A 21,583-nucleotide genomic window follows, 5' to 3' on the forward strand; every position below is an offset into this window, starting at 1 on the left:
GCAATGTAATTTGATTACACCAGCATGTTGAGCGAGCTGATCTGCGAGCCCTGACTGGCGCTATCGCTGGCACCGCCATCATTGCCGGCGCCGGATTGGCTGCCGCCCGTGGATTGACTGGCCGACTGGGTGGCCGGGGTGGTGGTCACGGTCGTGGAGCCGTCGGAATAGGTGACGGTGGTGGTGGTCGACCCGTCGGAGGCGGTGGTGGTGACCGTGCTGGTCACGGTCTTCGTGGAGGAGCTGCCGCTGGCGGAGCTGCTGCTGTCGGTCGACGATGAAGACGACGATGCCGAGGACGCGCTGCTGGCGGTGGACCCGCCGCTTTGCAGCAGCGAGGTGAGCGAAACCGTCATGTTGGTGCCGGTGGTCGACGAAATGCTGGTCATGGCGACATCCCCCAAAAGGCGTGGCACAGGCGCGGGGAAAGCCCCCGCATGCGGACAGGAACCAAGGTGGCGCGCGCGCCCATCCGGTCGCCAGCGACAAGAGGGCATGCGGTCCGCCCGTAAATACCGCGACTGTCTTTTCCCCCCATGCCGTTGGCGGATCGGCCGTGATGCGGTCGTGGCACCGGTTCCCATGGCGGCGGACGGCGCTACACGCTATATTCCTCTAGATATAGCGTTCGGATTAAGCGCAAGGGGGCAGGAACATGGGTAGGTTTTTAAATCGGCTGGTGCTGGCCGCGGTCCTGATTTCGGCGGTGGCGGTGGGGGCCGCCCCCGGTCGGGCGCAATCGGCGGGCCCTCTGGTCTTCGCGGCGGCCAGCCTGAAGAATGCATTGGATGCCGCCAACGCCGCCTATGTCGCCAGCGGCGGGGCCAAGGCCACCGTGACGTACGCGGCCAGTTCCGCCCTCGCCAAGCAGATCGAGGCGGGCGCGCCCGCCGACATCTTCATCTCGGCCGATGAGGACTGGATGGACTATCTGGCCGGCAAGGGCCTGGTCCAGCCCGCCACCCGCCGCGACCTGCTGGGCAACCGCCTGGTGCTGGTCGCAGCCGCCGACAGCAAAGCCGCCGTCGAGATCAAGCCGGGCGTCGCCCTGGACCAGGCGCTGGACGCCGCGCAGAAAGGCGGCCGCCTGGCCGTGGGCGACCCGGCCGCCGTGCCCGCCGGCAAATACGCCAAGGCCGCGCTGCAGAAGCTGGGCGCCTGGGACAAGGTGCAGGACCGGCTGGCCCCGGCCGAAAACGTGCGCGCCGCCCTGGCCCTGGTGGCGCGGGGCGAGGCGCCGCTGGGCATCGTCTACGCCACCGATGCCGTGGCGGAACCGGGCGTGCGCATCGTCGCCACCTTCCCGGCCGACAGCCACGCGCCCATCCTCTACCCGATCGCCCTGGTTAAGGACAGCACCAGTCCCCAGGCGCAGGCCTTCCTGGAGTTCCTGGCCAGCGCCAAGGCGCGCCCCCTGTTCGAGGCACAGGGTTTCACCGTACTCTCGGCGAAGTGACCCTCTGCTGAGCAACGAGCCTACATGATCGACCTTGGCTTCGGCCCGGATGAGGTGGCCGCCATCCAGCTCAGCCTGAAGGTGGCCATCTGGGCCACCCTGGCGGCGCTGCCCCCCGGCATCGCCGTGGCGCTGGCGCTGGCGCGCGGCCGGTTCTGGGGCCGCGACCTGCTGAACGGCGTCATCCACCTGCCCCTGATCCTGCCGCCGGTGGTGACCGGCTATGGCCTGCTGCTGCTGATGGGCCGGCAGGGGTGGTTGGGCAAGCCCCTGTCCAGCCTGGGCATCGTCTTCGCCTTCAACTGGACGGGGGCGGCCCTGGCGGCGGGGGTGATGGGCTTTCCCCTCATGGTGCGGGCCATCCGCCTGTCCATCGAGGCGGTGGACACGAAGCTGGAGCAAGCGGCCGGCACGCTGGGCGCACCGCCGCTGTGGGTGTTCGCCACCGTGACCCTGCCCCTGATGCTGCCCGGCGTGCTGGCGGGGGCGGTGCTGGCCTTCGCCAAGGCGCTGGGGGAATTCGGCGCCACCATCACCTTCGTCTCCAACATCCCCGGCCGTACCCAAACCCTGTCGGGCGCCATCTACACCTACACCCAGTCCCCCGGCGGTGACGCCGGGGCCCTACGGCTGGTGGCGGTGTCGGTGGCGCTGTCACTGATGGCGTTGCTGCTGTCGGAAGCGCTGGCACGCAAAGTCGGGCGGCGCCTGGGCGGGGTGTCGTGATGGCCCAAGCCGCGGCGCTGGACCTGGACATCGCCCTGCGCCAGGGGACATTCCAAGTTGACGCCAAGATCAGCGCCGGCCCGGGCCTGACCGTGCTGTTTGGTCCGTCCGGGTCGGGCAAAAGCACCCTGATTGACCTGGTGGCGGGCCTGAAGCGGCCGGACCGGGGCCGGATCACCGTGGGCGGGGTGCCCCTCGTGGACACGGCCGCGGGCCTGTGGCTGCCGTCCCACCGTCGGCGCGTCGGCTATGTGTTCCAGGAGGCGCGGCTGTTGCCCCACCTGACGGTGCGGCAGAACCTGTTGTACGGCCGCTGGTTCGCGCGCCGGCATCTGACGGCGGAGTCGCCCACTTGCGAGTCGGTGGCTGACCTGCTGGGCATCACGCATCTGCTGAACCGGCGGCCCGCTGCGCTGTCGGGCGGGGAGAAGGCGCGCGTGGCCCTGGGCCGCGCCCTGCTGGCGCTGCCGCGCATCCTGCTGATGGATGAGCCCCTGGCCGCACTGGATGAGGCGCGCAAGGCCGAGATCCTGCCTTATCTGGAGCGGCTGCGCGACCATGCCGGCCTGCCCATCCTGTACGTCACCCATGCGGTGGCGGAGGTGGCACGCCTGGCCACCACGGTGGTGATGATGGACCAGGGCCGCGTCCGCGCCTTGGGTGCGCCCTCCACCCTCTGGTCCCGCCCCGACCTGATGGACCTGACGGGCGGGGCGGAGGCGGGGGCGCTGCTGGACGCCGTGGTGAGCCACGAGGGCGGGGATGGGCTATTCGCCTTGGACACCCCTGCCGGCCGTATCCTGGTCCCCCACGGGCCGGGGCACCTGGTGCCCGGCGCCCGTACCCGATTGCGCATTCCCGCGCGTGACGTGCTGCTGTCCGACCGGCCGCCACAGGGGTTGTCGGCCCTGAACGTCCTGCCGGGTGTGGTGGACGACGTGCGGGAGGATGCCGACGGCAGCCGGGTGGTGCGGCTGGACTGCGGGGGCGCCCCCCTTCTGGCCCGCGTCACCCGAACCAGCGCAAGCGCGCTGGCCATCACCCCCGGACAATCGCTGTGGGCCATCGTCAAGGCCGTGGCCTTGGACCAGGGAAGCTAATCGGCCGGGGCCCGCAGGCGGGCGGCCAGGCCGGCCCGGATGTCCGCCGTGGCCGCCGTGGCCGCCTTCTCCATGGCGCGATAGGCCGCCACCAGTTCCTGGCCAAACTCCGTCAGCGCGGCACCGCCGCCACCGCCACCGCCCACCTGGGTGGTGACGGAGGGCTGGGCGAACGTCTGGTTGAGGGCATCCACCAGTTGCCAGGCGCGGCGATAGGACATGCCCATGGCCCGCCCGGCGGCGGAGATGGAGCGGTGCTCGGCGATGGCCTCCAGCAGACGGATCTTGCCGGGGCCGACGGCGCCTTGGTCACCGAAATCGATGCGGAGGGTGAGACGGTTCATGGCCCGCGCATTGAATCGCGGGGCGGGCCCGCCCGCAAGAGGCATGCGGGGGCCCCGCCCGTAAAAGCTCGACCGAAGCGGGTTGATAGTTTAATTCAACTATATTAGTTTGATTAAACTATGAAAGCGGAACTCCTCATCCTGGGCGTGCTGCACGGCGGCGACCTGCACCCCTATGAAATCAAGCGGCGGCTAACAGCGGCCCATGTCGACCATTACATCGACGTGGACGTGGGCACGCTGTACTACGCCGTGCGCAGCCTGGCCCGGGACGGGCTGATCGAGGCCAAGGGGGTGGAGGCGGTGGCCCGGGGTGGCGAACGCACCACCTATGGCCTGACGACCGCCGGCCGCGCCCGGTTCCACGCCCTGATGGCGGAACGGCTGGCCGACCTGACACCCCGCTATCATCCGCTCTATCCCGCGCTGATGTTCCTGCACCATACCGACCCAGCCACAGTGGCGGCGGCCCTCCGCCAGCGGCTGGAGGCGCAGCGCGGCTATTACGCGCCCCTTAAGGCCCTGGCGGATTACATGGCGCCCATCCATTCCACCGGCATGCGGGCCATCCTGGAAAACGGCCTGGCGCATCTGGAGACGGAGAACACCTGGCTGGCCAAGCTGGTGGAGACGCTGGAGACGGGCGACATCCGCCCGCCCGATTATGACGCCGCCCGCCGCATGGGGCTGTTTCCCACCGGCCAGGTCACTCTTCCGCCCGAATACCAGCAGTTGCCCCCGCCGCCCGCCGCCAAGGCCACGCGGCCCAGACGGTCCCGCAGGGCGTCCAAGCCCGCTCCACCCCCATCCCCGTGAGGCCCGCATGCGCCGCGAAGCCAAACCCAAGCGCCCGCCGAACTCCCTGATGCGCAACAGCAACTTCCTGTGGCTGATGAGCGGCGGCGTCATTTCCATGCTGGGCGACCAGTTCAGCCTGCTGGCCATGCCCTGGCTGGTGCTGGCCGTCACCAACGACACGCTGACCATGGGGGTGGTGCTGGGTCTGATCAGCCTGCCGCGCGCCGTGTTCCTGCTGGTGGGGGGCGCGCTGGTGGATCGCTATCCGGCCCGCAGCGTGCTGCTGTTGACCAAATATGTGAACGCGGTGCTGCTGGGCGGACTGGGCATCGGGGTGCTGACCGGCACCCTGACGGTGCCCATCCTGTGTGTCGTCGCCTTCAGCATAGGCTTGGCCAGCGCCTTCAGCATACCGGCCGGCACCACCATCCTGCCCCGTGTGGTGCCGGGCGACCAGTTGCAGGCGGCCAACGGCATGCTGATGGGCCTGCGCCAGGCCACCCTGCTGCTGGGACCGCTGATGGCCGGTGGCCTGATCGCGGTGGTGGGCGGCAGCGGAAGGGCCGCCGCCGGGGCACAGGCGGCCGGCGATCTGGCCGGCCTGGGCACCGCGTTCCTGGTGGACTGCGCCACGTTTGTCATCTCCGCCGTCACGCTTTACCGGGTGCGGATGCTGACCCTGCCGGGGGATGGCCAGCCGGCACGGGTGGAACGGCTGGGCACGGTCTTCCGATCCATCGGCGATGGCATCCGCCACTTCTGGAACGACCCGGAGCTGCGGGCCCTCTGCCTCTACTTCTCCGCCACCACCTTCTTCATCGGCGGGCCGATGCAGGCGGTGCTGCCGGTCTTCGCCCGCGACCGGCTGGGCGATGGGGCCGATGGCTACGGCCTGATGATGGGTCTGCATGGCGTGGGCACCCTGGTGGGCATGATGGTGTCCGGCGCCCGGCCGTCCTTCCGCCTGCGCACGCTGGGCGCCACCATCCTGCTGGTGGACACGCTGTTGGCACTGGTGTTCATGCCCATGGGGTTGGCCCGGCACACCTGGCAAGCCGCCTTGCTGATGGGGGCCGCGGGCTGCCTGGCCGGCTTCATCCAGATCGGCGTCTTCACCTGGATCCAGCGCCGCATCCCGCCCGCCATGCTGGGGCGGGGCATGAGTCTGTTCATGTTCATCGTCATGAGCCTGGCGCCCCTGTCCTCCGCCCTGTGCGGCTGGCTGATGCGCTATGTGCCGCCGCAGATCATGTTCCTGGGCAGCGGGCTGGCCCTGTGGGGCATCGTCAGCCTGGGCCTGACGTCCCGGTCGCTGCGGGCCATCGCCCTGCCGCCCCGCACCCCGCCCGCCACCGCGCCGGCAGAGACGCCGTTGGAAACCCCATCGGCGGTCTGACCGCCTGGTGTCCGCCTGTCAAAATAGGGGGGCTAGCCCGAACGACCCTCTCCGTTTGGCAGCCTCCCGACGGGGGCGCCCGGATGGTAGGGTGACGGCGTTCAACATCCCGTCCCCCACCCTCAGGCCCATCGCATGAAAGGCCGGTCAACAGCCCCGAAGAGGGCTGGCGGGGCGCCAACGAATCACGCGTAGTCCCGACCGACCACTTCCCCTCCGAAGGAACGGCCCGATGACGCCACCAGACATCCCCGAGATCGAGCCGAAGCCCCCGTGCGAGGCCCAACCCCACACCCTACCGGGCGGGGGCCTGCCGTATGGCCAGGACCCGGATGGTGCCGCCGCCCGCATGCGCCACCTGTTCCACACCGGAACGGCGGCCCAAACCGCCGACTGTCGCGCGCTGGCGGAATTGCTGCTGAACGCCGACACCGATCTCACCGCGGCCGACGCCCTGGCGGTGGAGGCCATCCTGCAGCGCCAACCGGTGGAGTTGCGGGGCTGGCTGCTGCAGCGCGCGACCGCCCTGGCGGCCGCGACCGGCCGCGTCCGCCACAAGATCGCCACCGCCGCGAACCTGCATTGACCGTATCCGGTTGCCGTACGGGGCGCGTCCGTGTCATTGAGGCGCCGGAAGAGACGGGGATCGGGAAGGCGGACATGGCCAAGATCGTGGTGACCGGGGCCACCGGATTCGTGGGCCGCGCCCTGCTGCCCCGCCTGCGGGCGGGTGGCCACGAGGTCGTGGCCGTGGTGCGTACACCCGACGCCCCCCTGCCGGCTGGCGTGATGGCGGCGCCGGTGGGTGACATCGCCGGCCCCGTGAATTGGGCCCCGGTGCTGGCAGGCGCGGAAGCCTTGATCCACCTGGCGGGCCTGGCGCATCAGCGCCATGTCACGCCGACGGCGCTGCAGGCCCTGAACGTCACCGCCACCGTACGGCTGGCGGAGGCGGCGCAAGCGGCGGGACTGCGCCGCCTGGTCTATCTCAGCAGCGTGAAGGCCCAGGGCGACCACAGCCCCCCGGCCGCCCCCTGACGGAACGGGACCCGGCCCGGCCCGAGGACGCCTACGGCGATTCCAAGCGCGCGGCGGAGCAGGCGTTGCTGGCGCTATGCCCGCCGGACGGCGCCCTGTCACTGGCCATCCTGCGTCCGCCCCTGGTGCACGGGCCGGGCGTCAAGGCCAACATGGCGGCGTTGCTGCGCCTGGCAACGGACTGGCCCGTGCTGCCCCTGGGCGGCATCGGCAACCGGCGCAGCCTGATCAGCCTGGACAGCCTGACCGACGCCATCACCCGCGCGGTGGAGCGGCCGGACGTGACCGGCACCTTCCTGGTCGCCGACCAGCCGGCCCTGTCCACAAGCCAGCTGGTGACGCGCCTGGCCGCCGCGGCCGGCAAGCGCCCCTGGCTGGTCACCTTGCCGCCGGCCATCTGGCGCCTGGCTGGCCGCCTGCCCCGCCTGGCTGGCATCGTCGATCGGCTGACCGGGTCGCTGGAGATCGATGACGCCGCCTTCCGTGCGGCCTTCGACTGGCAGCCGCCGCTGACCCAGGACGACGCCCTGGCCCGCACGGTGGGCGCTCACCTGCGCGGCGTCCGGCCTACGCCCTGAACAGCGCCGCGACCCAGTCCACAAACACCCGCACCCGCGGCGACAACTGCCGGTTCTGCGGATAGAGCACCGATACCGGCAGGGCGGGCGGGGGATACAGGGGCAGGACCTCCACCATGGTGCCTGCCGCCAGGTCCGCCGCCAGATGATAGCGCGGCACCTGGATCAGGCCCAACCCCAGGCGCGCCGCGGCGGTGAAGCTGTCGGCGCCGGTGACGCTGATCCGTCCGGGCAGGGTCAGGCGCCGCGTTTCCTCCCCCACCGTGAATTCGAAGGGATAAGGCCGGCCGGTGGAGGAGGACACGAAGTTCACCGCCTGGTGGCCCTCCAGCGCCGCAAGCGTCGCTGGTATGCCGAAGCGTTCCAGATAGGCCGGACTGGCCACCGTGGCCTGGGGCAGCAAGGCCACCCGGCGCCCGATGAGGGCGCTGTCGCGCGGTTCGCCCACCCGCAGCACGCAATCCACCCCCTCCCGCACCAGGTCGACCAGGCGATCGCCCTCGCTGATGCTCAGCTCCAGGCCCGGGTGGCGGGCCAGGAGGTCTGGCAGGGCGGGGAACAGGAAGTGGCGCGCCAGCGTGCCGTGCACATCAACCCGCAGCAGCCCCTTTGGATCGGTGGCGCGGAAGGCGCCCTCCGCCTCCTCCATGTCGGCCAACAGGCGCAGGCAGCGGTGGTAGTAGGCTTCGCCGTCCAGCGTGGGGCTGACATGCCGGGTGGTGCGGTTCAGCAGCCGCGTGCCCAGTCGCCCCTCCAACTGCTGCAGGGTGTGGGTCACGGTGGCGCGGGGCATGCCCAGATCCTCCGCCGCCGCGGTAAAGCTGCGCCGCTCGACGATACGGGTGAAAACGCGCATGGCGTCGAAGCGGTCCATGATGCCCGGCGGATTGTTGATGGAACTTGTCTAGTAATGCCAAAAACGGGCTGTTTATCCAAGGAACTCTGAGTGGGCACCTTTTCTTCATCACCACCACGGGCGCCCCCGCAACGGGGAGGTCCCGGCAGAGGCCCCTGGCGAAGAAAAGGATCACACCATGACCACGACGACCACCAAGACCGCCCCGAGGATCGCGCTGGTAACCGGCGCGTCCCGCGGCATCGGCGCCGCCATCGCCCAACGGCTGGGTCGCGACGGCCACACCGTCATCGTCAACTACGCAGGCAATGCCGCCGCCGCCGATGCCGTGGCCGCGACGATCGAGGCGGCGGGCGGACGGGCCCTGACCGTACAGGCGGATGTGGCCGACGCCGCAGCGGTGAAGACCATGTTCGACCGGGTGGAGGCCGCGTTCGGCGGCATCGACATCCTGGTGAACAACGCCGGCATCATGCCCCTGGGGGCCATCGGCGACATGGGTGACGACACCTTCGACAAGCTGGTCGATGTCAACCTGAAGGGCACCTTCAACACCCTGCGGGAGGCGGCGCAGCGCCTGCGCGACGGCGGCCGGATCGTCAATTTCTCCTCCAGCATCGTGGGGCTGTACCCGCCCACGTACGGCGTGTACGCAGCCACCAAGGCGGCGGTGGAGGCCCTGACCATCGTCATGGCGCGGGAGATGCGTGGGCGGTCCATCACGGTGAACGCCATCGCCCCGGGGCCCACCGCCACCGACCTGTTCCTGGACGGTAAGCCGCAGGAGGTGGTGGACCGCCTGGCCAAGCAGGCCCCGCTGGAGCGGTTGGGACAGCCCGAGGACATCGCCGCCGCCGTCGCGTTCCTGGTGGGCCCGGACGGCACCTGGATCAACGGGCAAGTGCTGCGCGCCAACGGCGGCATCATCTGAAATCCGCACCCTGACAGAATTGCGAGGACCCGATCATGAAGCAGATCATCGTCATCACCGGTGCCTCCAGCGGTTTCGGCGCGATGGCCGCCCGCGCCCTGGCCCGGGCCGGCCACACCGTTTACGCCACCATGCGCGACACAAGGGGCCGCAACGCCCCGCAGGTGGAAAAGGCCAAAGCGTTTGCCGCTGAGCACGGCGTGGCCTTGCGCACGGCGGACATGGACGTGCAGTCCGACGCCTCCGTCGAAGCCGCCGTGGCCCAGATCGTCCAGGAGGCGGGCCGATTGGATGTGATCGTCCATAATGCGGGCCACATGTCCTTCGGCCCGGCCGAGGCCTTCACGCCGGAGCAGTACGCCCAGCTGTTCGACATCAACGTGCTGAGCACCCAGCGGCTGAACCGCGCGGCCCTGCCCCACCTGCGGCGCCAGGGCAAGGGCCTGGTGGTGTGGGTGTCCAGCAGCAGCGCTCGGGGCGGAACCCCACCCTATCTGGCGCCCTATTTCGCCGCCAAGGCCGCCATGGACAGCCTGGCCGTCAGCTATGCCTCGGAACTGACACGCTGGGGCATCGAGACCACCATCATCGTCCCGGGCGCCTTCACCAAAGGCACCAACCACTTCGCCCATGCCGGCTCCCCCGCCGATACCGCCCGCGCCGCCGAGTACGATGAGGGACCCTACGCCGGCGTGCCGACCCAAGCGCTGGAGGGCCTGGCCGCGTTGGAGCCGCCGGACGCCGACGCCGCCAGCGTGGCCGAGGCCATCGTGCGGGTGGTGGGCTTACCTCATGGCAAGCGCCCCTTCCGTACCCACATTGACCCGTCGCAGGACGGGGCGGAGGTGGTGAACGGCGTCGCCGACCGCGTGCGGGCCGAGATGTTCCGCCGCATCGGGCTGGAAGACCTGCTGTCTCCTAAGTCCTGAAACGCCAAGCCGAATAGTCCGAGCCAGCCTTTTATAGACCGACCCGCGTAGACCGGAAGGGGGTTTCCTAGTCGTCTGGCACCCCCTTTCGTCATTGGAAAGACAAAGACCAGAATTCACCGTCCTTTCCGCCTACGCCGGACTGCTTCATGACAGGTGGCGGCGCCCATGTTAGCGTTCCACCTGTGATTGGTTATTTGCAGTCTCGTTTCCTGATCCGCGAAAAAGACTTGGGGGCGTCGTTGAAACCCATGCCGACCGGAGAAAATCATGGAAAATAATCGCCATCGCTTCCTTTGGCGCGGCCTATTGGCCGGCGCCGCGCTGACCACCGTCGCCGCCTGCGGATCACCCCGGCCCGAACGCGTGGACCTCAGCCACAGCTACCGCATGGTGGATGAGCGCGGCCGCACCGCCGGCCAAGTGGTGTTCTATCCCGCCGGCGGAGGCGCGGTTTATGACGCCGACAACAACCTGATCGGCAGCGTCGCCCCGCCCAATTCCACCACCATGGCGCCACCCCCGGCGCCGGTGCCGCGGAACTACCCTTAATCCCTCCCAGTCCTCAGTCTCGTGGTTCCCCTCCCGTCTGAGGCGCCTCGGGTGGGGACCGGCGGCCCCGGTCCCCACCCGTTTTCTTGTGCGCCGGTCCCCTGAAAAAATTTGTCCGCACCGGCAGTGGGCTGCGCCTGGGCTTTGCCATTTCTCCTGGAAAAGCGGCCCCCCTCCCCGCATTGACGGCCCCGGGGGCCCATGGCATTGAGGCCGGATCGGCCGCCCGCGGCCGTTCAAGAAATACAGGGGAGATGCCATTCCATGAGCCTGCCGCCCGTCCTTGCCCAGAACCTGGCGCTGCCGGTCATCGCCTCGCCCATGTTCATCGTGTCCAACCCGGATCTGGTCATCGCCCAGTGCCTGGGCGGCATCGTCGGATCCTTCCCGGCGCTGAACGCCCGGCCGAAGGAGGCGCTGGACGCGTGGCTGACGCGCATCGACACCACCCTGGCCGACGCCCGCGCCGCCAACCCGGACGCGAAGGTCGCGCCCTATGCCGTCAACCAGATCATCCACCAGTCCAACGACCGGCTGGAGCACGACATGGAGGTGTGCGTGCGGCACAAGGTGCCGATCATCATCACCTCATTGCGCGCGCCCGGCGATATCGTGCCCCATGTCCACAGCTATGGCGGCCTGGTGTTCCACGACGTTATCAGCCTGCGCCACGCTGAAAAGGCGCTGGAGGCCGGGGTGGATGGGCTGATCCTGGTGGCCGCCGGGGCCGGCGGGCATGCCGGGGCGTTGAGCCCCTTCGCCCTGGTGGGGGAGGTGCGGCGCTTCTACGACGGCCCCATCATCCTGTCCGGCGCCATCGCCACCGGCGACGCCATCCTGGCGGCCCAGGCCATGGGCGCCGACCTCGCCTACATGGGCACCCGCTTCATCGCCACGGCCGAGGCCAACGCCGCCGCCGCCTACAAGCAGGCCATCGTCGACGCCAGCGCGTCCGACATCGTCTACACGCCCTTCTTCACCGGGGTGGCGGGCAACTACCTGAAGTCCAGCATCGTGGCCGCGGGCATGGACCCCGACAACCTGCCCCAGGTGGACCGCAGCAAGATGAACTTCGGCGCGGCGGCGGCACCGGGCGCCAAGGCTTGGAAGGACATCTGGGGGGCCGGCCAGGGCGTGGGCGCCATAGGTGACGTCATGCCCACCGCCGACCTTATCGCGCGGCTGAAGGCGGAGTATGCCGCCGCCCGCGCCCGGTTGAGCCTGTAAGGAAAAATGCCAACAAAAGAAAAGGGGGCGCGACGGCCGGACCGTCGCGCCCCTTTTTATTCAACCCAGGCTTAGTGATCGGAGCCGTGCAGGATCTGGTCGCGGATGCCGGTGTCGTAGGCCAGGCCTTCCTCGGTGATGATGGCGGCGTTGGGGAACTGCGACTTGATCAGGCCCTTGCGCTCCAGCGCCACCCAGGCGGCCGGGTTGGACAGGCCCGTGGCGTCGGCCGACATCACGGTATAGGGCCCCAGGTGGAAATGGTTGCCATGCGCATGGGGGAAACGGTCGACCAGGACGCCGCCCTCGACCACCGGCTGGCCCACGCCCTCGATCCCGGCCAAAACCTGCAGCAGGGTCAGGGTCTTGAGCTGCAGGGGATTCAGCTTCAGCGGGTTCTTTTTCGCGGGCGACATGGGCGGGTCCTCAAAGGAATGATGGGAGAGCGGTGATATGGGGTTGCCATTTACGCCCGCCAGCCCACCGCCCGCAAGCCATCAGCGTTTCTGACGAGCCTTCGCCGATCCTTGGCCGCGCGCCCACCAGCCCGCCGGCAAATTCAGTTCCAGCAGGCCCGCCGCCAGCATGATGCCGCACAGCCACCAGGTCTGCCACGCGCCGTAGGAGAAGCAGCCCACCGCGATGGTGGCGGCGATGGCCGCCAACGCCGTGGCCTGGGCATAGGCGGGCAGACGCCGCGTCGCCAAGGCCAGCCCCGCCCCCAGCCAAGTGTGCAGGATGCTGCCCACCACGCCCAGCTCCAACAACACCTGAAGGAAAATGTTGTGCGGATGCAGGGGAATGATGGGGGATTCGGGATGGAACTTGGAAACTTCGCCTTCATCCGGGATGTTGCGGGAGCTGTCGAGCCCCCAGCCGAACACCGGCTTTTCCAGAATGCGGCGGGCGGCGACGTCCCATATTTCCACCCGATGGCGGAAGCTCCACGGCATCCTCGTCTCTTCCGTCAGGCCGGCGCGGTGCAGGCCCAGGGAAATGGGGATCGACAGCACGGGCCCGGCCAGCAGCACGGCGATCATCACCACCCGCGCCGTGCGGGCCGACAACCGCGCCAGGCCGTAGAACACCAGGCCGGCCCCCAGGCCCACCTTGGCCGAGGCGCTGGTGCCGCCCAAGGCCGTCAGGAAAAAGGCGGCGGGCATGACCCAGGCCCAGGGCATGGCGCGCCCCGCCGGGGGCGGCGCCATCGCCGCCAGCGCCGGCAGCCGGGCGAACGCGCCGCGGCCGGTGACCCAGGCCAGGCGGGCCAGCGCCAGGCCCAGGGGCCACGCCAGGGTGGCGAACAGCACGGCCGGCCGGTTCAACGCCCGGTCATGATCCACCTTGGTGCCCTCCAGCGCCTTTTCCAGACGATAGATGGGCTGATCACCCAGGACCTCGATGGCGAAGATGGCGAGGCCCACGACCATGCCCAGGGTGGCCCAGCGCAGCAGCAGCCAGCGCCGCCGGTCATCCACCTCGCGCAGGGTGCCCATCCAGAACAGGAACGGCACGACCGTGTAGAGGAAGGTCAGCAGTTGGGTGACGCCGTCCTTGCGCACCGGCGTCCACAACACGGAAACCGCGCCCAGCGCCAGGCACAGCACGAGCGGCAGCATCGGGCTGGCCCGCCAGGTGGCGCGGGCGGTCAGGAACGCGGGAAGCCGCCGGGCACGCAACGCATAGAGGATGCCCCCCAGGAGCGACAGGCTGATCAGCGTGGGTGCCGTGCCCAGGGGCAGCAGGGCGCAGATGAAGCCGAGTATCGTCACCAGGAACAGCGTCAGCCCCATCCATGGCAGGCTGAACGGCGGCACCGGGGTGGCGACGGTACGCCCGATGGGATGAGGCGGGGGGAGAACCGGCGCTGTGGTCCGCAGGTCAGGCGTGGTCCGGGTCAACGACATCTCGCTCCAGTCTCTGTCCGATGGCTCAAGGCCCCCCAGCCCCGCCATGCAAGCCCCACCCCTTTTACTCGGGAATAGGCCAGCTCCCAGCGCTTTTTCACAGAATCATACCATTGGCACGACATGCGGGATCATATCCGGGCCAGCAAGCCGGCCGCGGCAGCGGCCACCTGCTCCAGCGGCAGCGCCGCCATGCGGGCCTCGGCCGTGGCCTCGCCCCCGCCATTCGCCGGGGCCGGCGCCACCACGGCCTGGGCCCGGGGGCCCCAAGGGGCGTAAAGATGCGACGGCGTGGGACCGAACAGGCCCAGGGTGGGCGTTCCTGCCGCCGCCGCGACATGCATAAGGCCACTGTCGTTGCCCACGAACAGGCGGGCGTGTTCCAGGCAGGCCCCCGCCAGCAGGGGATCGGTGCGGCCCACCAGGTCGATGACGCGGTGCGCGCCCAGCGCCGCGGACAGGGCATCCAGCACCGGGGCGCAACGCGGCCGTTCCGCCTCCGCCGCCAGGACCATGACCCGGGCGGGGGCTTGCCCGGCGGCCAGCGGCCCCGCCACCAGGCATTGGGCCAGCGCGGCGAAGCGGTCGGCGGGCCATTCCTTGCCCGTCCAATTGGCTGCGGGCCCCAGCGCCAGGATGGGCCCGCCATCGGGGCGGACCAGCGCGCGCGCCTGGGCCCGAATGGCGTCATCCAGGAAAAGGCGCGGGCTGGGGGGCGGGTCCAGGCCCAGCACCCGGCCTAGGGAGACGACCTTGGGCTGGCGATCATCGCCGCCCCGGAAGGTGGCTCGGCGACGGGCCAGGATCAGCCAGGAAACCGCGCTGTCGCGCAGGTCCACCACCAGATCCCAGCGATGGCCCACCACGTGGCGCCACAGGGCCAGCCAATGGCCGGCCATGCGCCGCTTGGGCATGGCGATGATCTGGTCCAGGCGCGGCACGGCACGGAACAAGGGGGCGGCGATTGGACCGCAGGCGATGGTGAAACGCGCATCGGGCAGGTTGTCCACCAGATGCCCCAGAAGGCCAGTGGTCAGCACCGCGTCGCCCAGACGGGTGGAGGTGATGAACAGAACCCGCAACAGACTGACCCCCACACCCACGGCCGATTCCGGCGACGGCCCCTTATACAAGCGTCATCAGACGCTTGCCAATGCGGCGATGGCGGCGGACCATTGCCTCGGAACCGCACCCCTTGCGGTGAGGGGCCCCGTCCCTTACGTGTTGAAGCCATTCCTTGGGAAACTGTTCAGGTTCGGCATCATGACTGAAGGCGTCGCACTTTCCTGGCCCCCCGTCCCGGCGGCGGGTGCCGGCCGATTGGCAGAGCGGGGCGTCCTGGCGCTGACCGGGCCCGACGCCCGCACCTTCCTGCAGGGCCTGATCACCAACGATGTCCGGCGCGTCGCCCCGTCGCACGCCATCTATGCCCTGTTCCTGACGGCCCAGGGCAAGTTCCTGCACGAAATGTTCGTGATCGCCCATGTCGACGCCGCCGGGGAAGAGACGCTGCTGATCGAGACGGAGGCCGCGCGGGCCGCCGACCTGCTGCGCCGCCTGTCCCTGTACAAGCTGCGGTCCAAGGTGACGTTGGCCGACGCCAGCGCGCAGTGGGCCGTGGCCGTGGCTCCTGGCGCGGCCGGGAACGGGGAGCCCGGAAGCGCCTGGACGGTGGAGACGCCGGACGGAAGCGCCATCGCCTACACCGACCCGCGCCATCCCGGCCTTGGCCTGCGCCTGCTGGCGCCGCGCGCGGCGGTGGAAGTCCTGCCGGACGCGTCGGAGGCTTATACCCGCCTGCGCCTGGACCTCGGCGTGCCCGACGGCAGCCGCGACCTGGTGCCCGAGAAATCCATACCGCTGGAAAACGGCATGGACCATCTGCACGCCGTGGCCTTCGACAAGGGGTGCTACATGGGGCAGGAATTGACGGCGCGCACTCACTACCGCGCGCTTATCCGCAAGCGCCTCATGCGGGTGGCGGCGACCGCCGGCCAGTCCCTGCCGCCCGCCGGGACGCCGGTCGTCTGGGGCGACCGCGAGGTGGGGGAGATGCGCAGCGGCCTGGGCGCGCACGGCCTGGCCCTGCTGCGTATCGAGGATGTGGAAAAGCCTGACGTGGCCCTGACCAGCGGCGGTGTGCCGCTTGTGGTCAGTGGCCCGGTGCCGGCGCCCCGGCCTTAGGCACCGTGCCAGCTTCGGCGGACGCCGTGGCCTCAGCGGACGCGACCAACTCGGCATAGAGGCGCTCCAACGCCTCCAGACTGGCGGCCTGGCTGTATGCGGCGAGCGTGGGGCGATGACGCAGGCGGATACCGGAGTCCCGGGCCTGCGCCACGGCGTTCAGCGCCACGCCCAGGGCCTCCGCCAAATCATCGGCATCGCCCAGCGCCGCCAAGGGTGCCAGCGCAAGTCCGTTGCCCGTGCGCACGCCGTCCGCCACGCCGAAGGCGTCATGACCCTCCAGCGACGGCGGTTGCAGCACGGTGCGCGCGCCTTCCGAGGCGGAAGCCACCACCGGCACGCCGGCGTCCAAGGCCTCGAGGAACACCAGGCCGAAAGGTTCGAACCGGGAGGGGGAACAGAACAGGTCGGCGGCGTGGTAGAAATCCTTAACGTCGCCGCGAAAGCCCATGAGACGGATGGCGGGGCAATCGGCCGCCTGCTGACGCAGGGGACCCATCTCGGGCCCGTCGCCCACGATGGCCAATTTCAGGTTCGGACGATCCAGGCCCCGCACGGCGCTGACCAGCAGGTCGAAGCCCTTTTCCCGCATCAGCGGCCCCACACCCAACACCAGCATGTCGCCCGGCAGTTCAGCGCCCATTTCGGCGCGCAACGCGGCGACGCGGCCCCTGTCAGGGACGGGATGGGCCTGTTGCCACAGATTCACACGGGCGATGCGCCCCTCGAAGCCGCCCAGCTTGGCTTCCTGCGCCTGCCAGTCCGTGGTTGCGACGACGGCATCGTGATTCTGGTACCAACGGCGACGGTAATCGGGATGCATGGTCGCCAGCACCGATGGCCGCCCCGGGAGTAAAGGCCGCAGCCGTCCCACGGTTTGGCCCGCCCGGCCGCCATGGCAATGGATGACATCCGGCCGGAACCGGCGGATATGACTCCAAATCCCCGGCGCCATCAGCCCAGGTCCCACCGTCACCACCCTCAGACCCGGCAGTTCGCCGGAGGGCGGCAGCTCGTCGCGAATGGACCGGCCGCCCGCGTCGGCGCAGTCGGCCCGCACGATCAGCAAAACATCGTGATGGCGCGCCTGGGACATGGCCAGACTGGCCACGTGGCGCTCGGCCCCGCGAAAGCCCTTGGACAAGATAATCTGGACGATACGCATACAGGCCCTCGACACGAAACCCGCGCAGCCACACCGGTGCGGCCAACCGGGCCCCCGCAGCCAGGATCCAGGCATGTCATCCTGCCCGACCTGATCCTTCCTACGCCCTGGCCGGCGTGGGGGCAAGCCCCGGGGCGGCACCCGGCGCGTAAGGTCGCAGGGCGCGCTTTCTTATTACGCGCCAGCGACACCAACCCATCGCCGCCCTGTGGCCGAACCGCGCCTTACAAAGTAATTGACGAAGGCCGGCCACCCTTACACACCATGACGCCTTGGAAATGGGTCGCCTCCGGTGGCCCGGTACGCGCGGGCGATAGGCGGGTGGGGGTATGAAGTCAGGGGTCAGTTCAACGCCCACGGCCAAGAGGGGCGCGACGGGGGGCAGTCTGCGTCGCGCCAGCCGCTGGATCACCGCCCTGGTCATCGCCGTCTCGATCGCCCTGGTGGCGGCAGCGACCTATAACATGGCCTTGTTCAGCCGGGTCGACCGCTCGCTGGATGAAACGCCGGCCGTGGCCGCGGCCAAGTCCCGCGCCTTGGATGAGGCGCGCTCGGCGTTGGGCAACGGTGGCCTGCTGAACGCCCTGGCTGTCTATGCCGAGACCGGCAGCGCGCAGGCGCGGGCCGACATTTCCCAGGCCCTGGAGACGGCCGACCGCAACGTTCGGGCCTTTGAAGGCAACCGCCTGACCACCGCCGAGTCGGATTTGGCGCGCGACCTCCACCGTCTGGTCGACCGGTACCGGGCGGCGGTGAATGCGGCGGGCGACAAGCCGCAGGCGCTGTCCGGCGCCACCGGCCTGTCGCTGATGACACTGCACGCCGCCGTGGCCGACCGTATCGCCCAATTGCGCCGGCAAGAGGTGCAGGCCACGGCCGATGTCCTGGCTGGGCCGGCCCGCGCCGGGTTCTGGTTGGGCATCGCGGCGGTTGGCGCCATGCTGGCCACCGCCGCCGCCGCGCTATGGCTGATCCGGCTGCGGCTGCTGGTGCCGCTGGACCAGCTGCGGGACAGCGTGAGCGGCGTGGCCCGGGGCGACTGGCGCGTGCCGGTGGCCGGCACCGACCGCGCCGACGAGTTGGGCGACATGGCCCGCGCCATCGACTCCTTCCGCCGCCAAGTGGCCGACCTGCCGGACGTCTCCATCATCACCGAGGACGGGCGGGCGCGCCTGAAGTTCGACGGGGGCGCCGGCGACCTGTTCGGCCAACTGACCAGCCGGCTGCGCAGCGCCGGCGACACCCTGGCCGGCAACGGCGACGCCGTGTCCAGCCTGGTGGCCGATACGCGGCGCGACCTGACGGCGCTGCTGGGCGACACGCGCCGGGAGTTGACCGACGGCGTGCGCCGCATGGGCGAACTGTGCGGCGCCGTGGCCAAGGCGGCCGGCGACAGCAACCGCGAGATCAAGGAGGCGACGGAGCTGTTGAGCCGCGCCGCCCTGCAGGTGCACGCCTTTGACGACCGGGGCGGCGGCGGCGGGCTGGACAATCTGGTGGAAGCCCTGCGCCGCAACGCCGACCTGGTGGCCAGCACGGTCCTGACCGCGGGCGAGGATGTGGGCCGCGTGGTGCGCGGCCTGTCGGAGACGGAGGGCGCGTTGCGCCGCGCCACCGGCGACGCGCAGGAAGCCAACGAGCGCATGAACACCGCCATGGGCGACCTGCAATCCAAGTTGCTGGCCTCGGTCAAGCTGCTGCGCGCGTCGGGTGAGATGTTGGCCAGCAGCACGGCGGAGGCCACGAGCGGCCTGACCCGGGCGACGGAAGCGGTGGGCAACAGCGACCGCAACCTGCAGGCGGCCCTGGCCCACGCCGGCGACCGGCTGGAGCGGGTGACCGGCCGCGTGGAAAGCTCGGCCGAGCTGCTGCGCGGCACGGCGGACGAGGTTACGCGCAACCTGTCGGGCGCGCTGGAGGGGCTGAACCGGGCCAACCGCCTGATCGAGACGGCCGCCGAGGCCAACAGCACACGGCTGGAGCCGGTGGCGGAAAGCCTGGCCGCGGTACAGCGCGACCTGGCGGGCGCCGCCGCCGGTGTGGCGCTACGCGCCGGCGAAATGACCCGCACCCTGGAGGGACTGGGCAAGGTGTCGGAAGCCATGCGCGCCGAGCTGGAACGCCGCAGCGCCGATCCCGACCAGAAAGCCGCCGCCGACGAGGCCATCGCCCGGCTGGAGGCGACCGCCCACGCCCTGGGCGACCGGGCGGGCAGCATCGGCGACACCGCCACCCGCCTGTCGGACATGCTGAGCGCCGGCCTGGGCGACGCCGGCGCCAAGGTGGAGGGGGCGGTGCGCGACCTTCAGCGCGAGGCCGCCAGCCTGGCGACCGACGCCAGCGGCGCCACCAACGCGCTGAACCGCGCCCTGGCACGCCAGGACGAGGCGACGGAGGCGCTGCGCGCCCTGACCGGAAGCCTGGCGGAGGCGCTGGCCCCGCGGGTGGACCCCAATCTGGCCACCGTCGCGACGCTGGCCGACGGCCTGCGCATCCGCATGGAGGCGGCCGACCGCACCATACGCGGCCTGTTGGACCTGACGGACCATCTGAAGGCGCTGGTCGACACCAGCCGCGCCCATGAGCAGGCGAGCACCGCCGCGACCAAGGAGCTGGGCGACCGCCTGGCGGCCATCGCGGAACAGCTGCGCGCCGCCACCGGCGGCTGAGGAGGTTCCCTCAGGGGAAAGAAAAAGGGCGACGGCCAATCAGCCGCCGCCCTTTTGGCTTCCGCAGCGGCTGGCTTATTTCGCCGCCGGGGCGGCCGGCGCCACGGGCGCGGCGGCCGGAGCCGGGGCGGCGGTCCCCACCGGCACCAGCGTGACGTTCACGGGACTGTCGTACTTGTTATCAGCGCCGCTGGCGCTGTCGATCGCCCAACCGATACCGCCACCGGCCAGGATATTGCCGACGGTGGCGCCGGCGGTGCCGGATTTGTTCAGGAAGGTCGCTTCCTGGAAACCATCCTTGGTGCACCGGATGGTGATGTCGTGTTTCGTCTTCTTCACCGTGGCCGAGGCGGGGGTCTGGCTCACGCGGGCGATGACCGTGCCTTCCCGTTCCAGGGCGCAGCTGGCGCCGGCGGGATTGGTGTTGATGGCGATTTCCTGGGAGGTGCCCTCAATAATGGAGGAGCAAGCCGACAAGCTGAATATGGCCAGGGTGGCAGCAAGCGCTAACCGAATATGCATAACGAGTCACCACTTAATGGATAGTAAGGCTCGGGAGCATATTGGTTGCACGACCGTTATTCATTGCACGATTGCGGTTAACGACCCGCCGCCTCAGCGACACAATGTCGCATACCGCCGGGGTGCTGTGGTCTACTCCTCCCTTCTAAATGCGCCGCGTCATAGGCCCGACGGCTGGCTGAAGAAGGGATAAGAACCGCATTCGCGTGGGATATCGGCTTCGGGTCGGAAGGTGCGGCCATCCGCCGCCCCCCGCCCCCGTTTGGCTTAGGTGCAACGCAACAAAGATTACTCGGGCGGGGAATGGTTTTCCCGGGATGTGTCCGTCATCCTGGGTTCGCTCCGCCCGGGTATCGGTCCATGCCACGTCAGCCCACCCGCCCCGTTGACCGGTCCCGGCACCTCATCTCCCTTTTTTCCCCAACCCCGGGAGTCGTGCCGACATGAATCGTGACGAGATCCTCTCCGCCAGTTCCATGCCGCTGTTCAGCCCCAGCTATCCGCGGGGGCCCTACCGTTTCATGCGCCGGGAATACCTGATCATCACCTATGAGAGCGATCCCGAGGCCATCCGCCGGGCCCTGCCCGAACCGTTGGAGCCGGCGCCGGGCAACCTTTGCTTTTATGAGTGGATGAAGATGCCCGACAGCTCCGGCTTCGGCGATTACGAGGAAAGCGGCACCGGCATCGTCGCCCAGTGGAACGGGGAGCCGTGCAACTTCTCGGTACAGATGTACCTGGATGACGAGCCGCCCATCACCGCCGGCCGCGAGATATGGGGCTTCCCCAAGAAATACGGCGTCCCACGCCTCAAGGTGCAGAAGGACACCCTGACCGGCACCCTGCACTATGATGAGGAGCGGGTGGCCATGGGCACCATGACCTATAAGCACCACAGCCTGGCCGACCGCCTGGATGAGGTGGCCAAGGGCATCGGCAAGCTGAACGTGAACCTGAAGTTCATTCCCGATGTGGATGGCGGGCCCAAGGTGGCCCAGCTGGTGGGCTACAACCTGACTGACATCCATGTGCATGGCGCCTGGGACGGCCCCGCCCGCCTGCACCTGACGCCGCATGTGAATTGCCGCGTCGCCGACCTGCCGGTCCGCCGCATCGTCGGCGGGCGGCACCAGGTGGTGGACTTCACCCTGCCGTTCGGGCGGGTGCTGCACGATTATCTGGCTTGATACGGCTGGTGGGCGCAT

The 21,583-nt window shown here is 69.7% G+C and carries 21 protein-coding genes and 1 pseudogene; 14 read left to right on the plus strand and 8 right to left on the minus strand.

From position 1 onward, the window contains the following. Nucleotides 1-14: 14 nt before the first annotated feature. Nucleotides 15-389 (minus strand): hypothetical protein, encoded by a 375-nt coding sequence (locus UCD39_RS03945; protein ID WP_330494784.1) that lies wholly within the window; start codon nt 387-389, stop codon nt 15-17. A 266-nt stretch (nt 390-655) separates the two neighbouring features. On the opposite strand from UCD39_RS03945, the gene modA reads away from it, so the two are divergent. The 3 genes from modA to modC are packed head-to-tail and all read left to right on the plus strand — an operon-like array spanning nt 656 to nt 3,282. Then, nucleotides 656-1,456, plus strand: a complete 801-nt coding sequence (modA, locus tag UCD39_RS03950) for a molybdate ABC transporter substrate-binding protein (protein WP_330494785.1) — start codon at nt 656-658, stop codon at nt 1,454-1,456. A gap of 24 nt (nt 1,457-1,480) precedes the next feature. Next, entirely contained in the window at nt 1,481-2,182 is a 702-nt protein-coding gene (gene modB / locus UCD39_RS03955; RefSeq protein WP_330494786.1) for a molybdate ABC transporter permease subunit, read from the plus strand. Beyond that, nucleotides 2,182-3,282 (plus strand): molybdenum ABC transporter ATP-binding protein, encoded by a 1,101-nt coding sequence (gene modC, locus UCD39_RS03960; protein ID WP_330494787.1) that lies wholly within the window; start codon nt 2,182-2,184, stop codon nt 3,280-3,282. The genes modB and modC overlap by 1 nt, the downstream gene beginning before the upstream one ends. Here modC and UCD39_RS03965 read toward each other — a convergent pair. Continuing rightward, the gene (locus tag UCD39_RS03965; protein WP_330494788.1) at nt 3,279-3,626 is read right to left on the minus strand and encodes a winged helix-turn-helix domain-containing protein; all 348 of its coding nucleotides are present in this window, start codon (nt 3,624-3,626) and stop codon (nt 3,279-3,281) included. The two genes, modC and UCD39_RS03965, sit on opposite strands and share 4 nt — an antisense overlap. A 120-nt stretch (nt 3,627-3,746) precedes the next feature. Here UCD39_RS03965 and UCD39_RS03970 point away from each other — a divergent pair, with 120 nt between their 5' ends. The 4 genes and pseudogenes from UCD39_RS03970 (at nt 3,747) to UCD39_RS28430 (ending at nt 7,436) form a co-directional block, all read left to right on the plus strand. After that, nucleotides 3,747-4,442, plus strand: coding sequence for a PadR family transcriptional regulator (locus tag UCD39_RS03970; protein WP_330494789.1), 696 nt, complete (start codon nt 3,747-3,749; stop codon nt 4,440-4,442). 7 nt (nt 4,443-4,449) lie between these two features. Continuing rightward, nucleotides 4,450-5,820, plus strand: coding sequence for an MFS transporter (locus UCD39_RS03975; RefSeq protein WP_330494790.1), 1,371 nt, complete (start codon nt 4,450-4,452; stop codon nt 5,818-5,820). A 232-nt stretch (nt 5,821-6,052) separates the two neighbouring features. Further along, nucleotides 6,053-6,406 carry a hypothetical protein gene (locus tag UCD39_RS03980; protein WP_330494791.1) on the plus strand — a complete coding sequence of 118 codons (354 nt, stop codon included), beginning with the start codon at nt 6,053-6,055 and terminating at the stop codon, nt 6,404-6,406. 74 nt (nt 6,407-6,480) lie between these two features. Further along, nucleotides 6,481-7,436 (plus strand): annotated as a pseudogene (locus tag UCD39_RS28430) (NAD-dependent epimerase/dehydratase family protein). Here the strand turns inward: UCD39_RS28430 and UCD39_RS03995 are convergent. After that, nucleotides 7,426-8,292 (minus strand): LysR family transcriptional regulator, encoded by an 867-nt coding sequence (locus UCD39_RS03995; protein WP_442943557.1) that lies wholly within the window; start codon nt 8,290-8,292, stop codon nt 7,426-7,428. The pseudogene UCD39_RS28430 and the gene UCD39_RS03995 sit on opposite strands and share 11 nt — an antisense overlap. A 178-nt stretch (nt 8,293-8,470) precedes the next feature. Here UCD39_RS03995 and UCD39_RS04000 point away from each other — a divergent pair, with 178 nt between their 5' ends. From UCD39_RS04000 to UCD39_RS04015, 4 genes are all read left to right on the plus strand, one after another. Continuing rightward, nucleotides 8,471-9,223, plus strand: coding sequence for an SDR family oxidoreductase (locus tag UCD39_RS04000; RefSeq protein WP_330494795.1), 753 nt, complete (start codon nt 8,471-8,473; stop codon nt 9,221-9,223). Between the two features lie 35 nt (nt 9,224-9,258). Then, on the plus strand, nt 9,259-10,152 hold the full coding sequence (locus tag UCD39_RS04005; protein ID WP_330494796.1) for an SDR family oxidoreductase: 894 nt from the start codon (nt 9,259-9,261) through the stop codon (nt 10,150-10,152). A 270-nt stretch (nt 10,153-10,422) separates the two neighbouring features. Then, nucleotides 10,423-10,704 carry a hypothetical protein gene (locus UCD39_RS04010; RefSeq protein WP_330494797.1) on the plus strand — a complete coding sequence of 94 codons (282 nt, stop codon included), beginning with the start codon at nt 10,423-10,425 and terminating at the stop codon, nt 10,702-10,704. A gap of 264 nt (nt 10,705-10,968) precedes the next feature. Then, nucleotides 10,969-11,931 (plus strand): NAD(P)H-dependent flavin oxidoreductase, encoded by a 963-nt coding sequence (locus tag UCD39_RS04015; protein ID WP_330494798.1) that lies wholly within the window; start codon nt 10,969-10,971, stop codon nt 11,929-11,931. Nucleotides 11,932-12,002: 71 nt separating this feature from the next. Here UCD39_RS04015 and UCD39_RS04020 read toward each other — a convergent pair whose 3' ends face one another. The 3 genes from UCD39_RS04020 to UCD39_RS04030 form a co-directional block, all read right to left on the minus strand. Then, complete coding sequence (locus UCD39_RS04020) at nt 12,003-12,347, minus strand: hypothetical protein (protein ID WP_145732618.1); 345 nt, start codon at nt 12,345-12,347, stop codon at nt 12,003-12,005. 81 nt (nt 12,348-12,428) lie between these two features. After that, entirely contained in the window at nt 12,429-13,838 is a 1,410-nt protein-coding gene (locus UCD39_RS04025) for an O-antigen ligase family protein (RefSeq protein WP_330494799.1), read from the minus strand. Nucleotides 13,839-13,969: 131 nt separating this feature from the next. Then, nucleotides 13,970-14,920: a glycosyltransferase family 9 protein gene (locus UCD39_RS04030; RefSeq protein ID WP_330494800.1), complete on the minus strand. Its 951-nt coding sequence runs from the start codon at nt 14,918-14,920 to the stop codon at nt 13,970-13,972. A 181-nt stretch (nt 14,921-15,101) separates the two neighbouring features. Between UCD39_RS04030 and ygfZ the strand changes: the two genes are divergently transcribed. Beyond that, on the plus strand, nt 15,102-16,022 hold the full coding sequence (gene ygfZ, locus UCD39_RS04035) for a CAF17-like 4Fe-4S cluster assembly/insertion protein YgfZ (protein ID WP_330494801.1): 921 nt from the start codon (nt 15,102-15,104) through the stop codon (nt 16,020-16,022). On the opposite strand, the gene UCD39_RS04040 is transcribed toward ygfZ, so the two are convergent. Further along, nucleotides 15,991-17,187, minus strand: coding sequence for a glycosyltransferase (locus UCD39_RS04040; protein ID WP_330494802.1), 1,197 nt, complete (start codon nt 17,185-17,187; stop codon nt 15,991-15,993). The genes ygfZ and UCD39_RS04040 overlap by 32 nt on opposite strands. 329 nt (nt 17,188-17,516) lie before the next feature. Between UCD39_RS04040 and UCD39_RS04045 the strand changes: the two genes are divergently transcribed. Further along, complete coding sequence (locus UCD39_RS04045; protein WP_330494803.1) at nt 17,517-19,856, plus strand: HAMP domain-containing protein; 2,340 nt, start codon at nt 17,517-17,519, stop codon at nt 19,854-19,856. 75 nt (nt 19,857-19,931) lie between these two features. Here the strand turns inward: UCD39_RS04045 and UCD39_RS04050 are convergent, their stop codons facing one another. Continuing rightward, the gene (locus UCD39_RS04050) at nt 19,932-20,378 is read right to left on the minus strand and encodes a hypothetical protein (protein WP_330494804.1); all 447 of its coding nucleotides are present in this window, start codon (nt 20,376-20,378) and stop codon (nt 19,932-19,934) included. A gap of 443 nt (nt 20,379-20,821) precedes the next feature. Between UCD39_RS04050 and UCD39_RS04055 the strand changes: the two genes are divergently transcribed. Then, nucleotides 20,822-21,565, plus strand: a complete 744-nt coding sequence (locus tag UCD39_RS04055; protein WP_145734615.1) for an acetoacetate decarboxylase — start codon at nt 20,822-20,824, stop codon at nt 21,563-21,565. Nucleotides 21,566-21,583: the final 18 nt, after the last annotated feature.

The sequence above is a fragment of the Nitrospirillum karajorum genome (genome assembly GCF_036348415.1).
Classification (GTDB): domain Bacteria; phylum Pseudomonadota; class Alphaproteobacteria; order Azospirillales; family Azospirillaceae; genus Nitrospirillum; species Nitrospirillum amazonense_B.

Excerpts from the sequence above, each read along its gene's own strand:
- UCD39_RS03975 (WP_330494790.1), top strand. The coding sequence starts at position 4,450 with ATGCGCCGCGAAGCCAAACCCAAGCGCCCGCCGAACTCCCTGATGCGC.
- UCD39_RS03965 (WP_330494788.1), bottom strand. The coding sequence starts at position 3,626 with ATGAACCGTCTCACCCTCCGCATCGATTTCGGTGACCAAGGCGCCGTC.
- modA (WP_330494785.1), top strand. The coding sequence starts at position 656 with ATGGGTAGGTTTTTAAATCGGCTGGTGCTGGCCGCGGTCCTGATTTCG.
- UCD39_RS04025 (WP_330494799.1), bottom strand. The coding sequence starts at position 13,838 with ATGTCGTTGACCCGGACCACGCCTGACCTGCGGACCACAGCGCCGGTT.
- UCD39_RS04050 (WP_330494804.1), bottom strand. The coding sequence starts at position 20,378 with ATGCATATTCGGTTAGCGCTTGCTGCCACCCTGGCCATATTCAGCTTG.
- UCD39_RS04040 (WP_330494802.1), bottom strand. The coding sequence starts at position 17,187 with ATGCGTATCGTCCAGATTATCTTGTCCAAGGGCTTTCGCGGGGCCGAG.
- UCD39_RS04055 (WP_145734615.1), top strand. The coding sequence starts at position 20,822 with ATGAATCGTGACGAGATCCTCTCCGCCAGTTCCATGCCGCTGTTCAGC.
- UCD39_RS03970 (WP_330494789.1), top strand. The coding sequence starts at position 3,747 with ATGAAAGCGGAACTCCTCATCCTGGGCGTGCTGCACGGCGGCGACCTG.
- UCD39_RS04005 (WP_330494796.1), top strand. The coding sequence starts at position 9,259 with ATGAAGCAGATCATCGTCATCACCGGTGCCTCCAGCGGTTTCGGCGCG.
- UCD39_RS03995 (WP_442943557.1), bottom strand. The coding sequence starts at position 8,292 with ATGCGCGTTTTCACCCGTATCGTCGAGCGGCGCAGCTTTACCGCGGCG.
- modC (WP_330494787.1), top strand. The coding sequence starts at position 2,182 with ATGGCCCAAGCCGCGGCGCTGGACCTGGACATCGCCCTGCGCCAGGGG.
- UCD39_RS04045 (WP_330494803.1), top strand. The coding sequence starts at position 17,517 with ATGAAGTCAGGGGTCAGTTCAACGCCCACGGCCAAGAGGGGCGCGACG.
- UCD39_RS04020 (WP_145732618.1), bottom strand. The coding sequence starts at position 12,347 with ATGTCGCCCGCGAAAAAGAACCCGCTGAAGCTGAATCCCCTGCAGCTC.
- UCD39_RS04010 (WP_330494797.1), top strand. The coding sequence starts at position 10,423 with ATGGAAAATAATCGCCATCGCTTCCTTTGGCGCGGCCTATTGGCCGGC.
- UCD39_RS04000 (WP_330494795.1), top strand. The coding sequence starts at position 8,471 with ATGACCACGACGACCACCAAGACCGCCCCGAGGATCGCGCTGGTAACC.
- modB (WP_330494786.1), top strand. The coding sequence starts at position 1,481 with ATGATCGACCTTGGCTTCGGCCCGGATGAGGTGGCCGCCATCCAGCTC.
- UCD39_RS03945 (WP_330494784.1), bottom strand. The coding sequence starts at position 389 with ATGACCAGCATTTCGTCGACCACCGGCACCAACATGACGGTTTCGCTC.
- UCD39_RS04015 (WP_330494798.1), top strand. The coding sequence starts at position 10,969 with ATGAGCCTGCCGCCCGTCCTTGCCCAGAACCTGGCGCTGCCGGTCATC.
- UCD39_RS03980 (WP_330494791.1), top strand. The coding sequence starts at position 6,053 with ATGACGCCACCAGACATCCCCGAGATCGAGCCGAAGCCCCCGTGCGAG.
- ygfZ (WP_330494801.1), top strand. The coding sequence starts at position 15,102 with ATGACTGAAGGCGTCGCACTTTCCTGGCCCCCCGTCCCGGCGGCGGGT.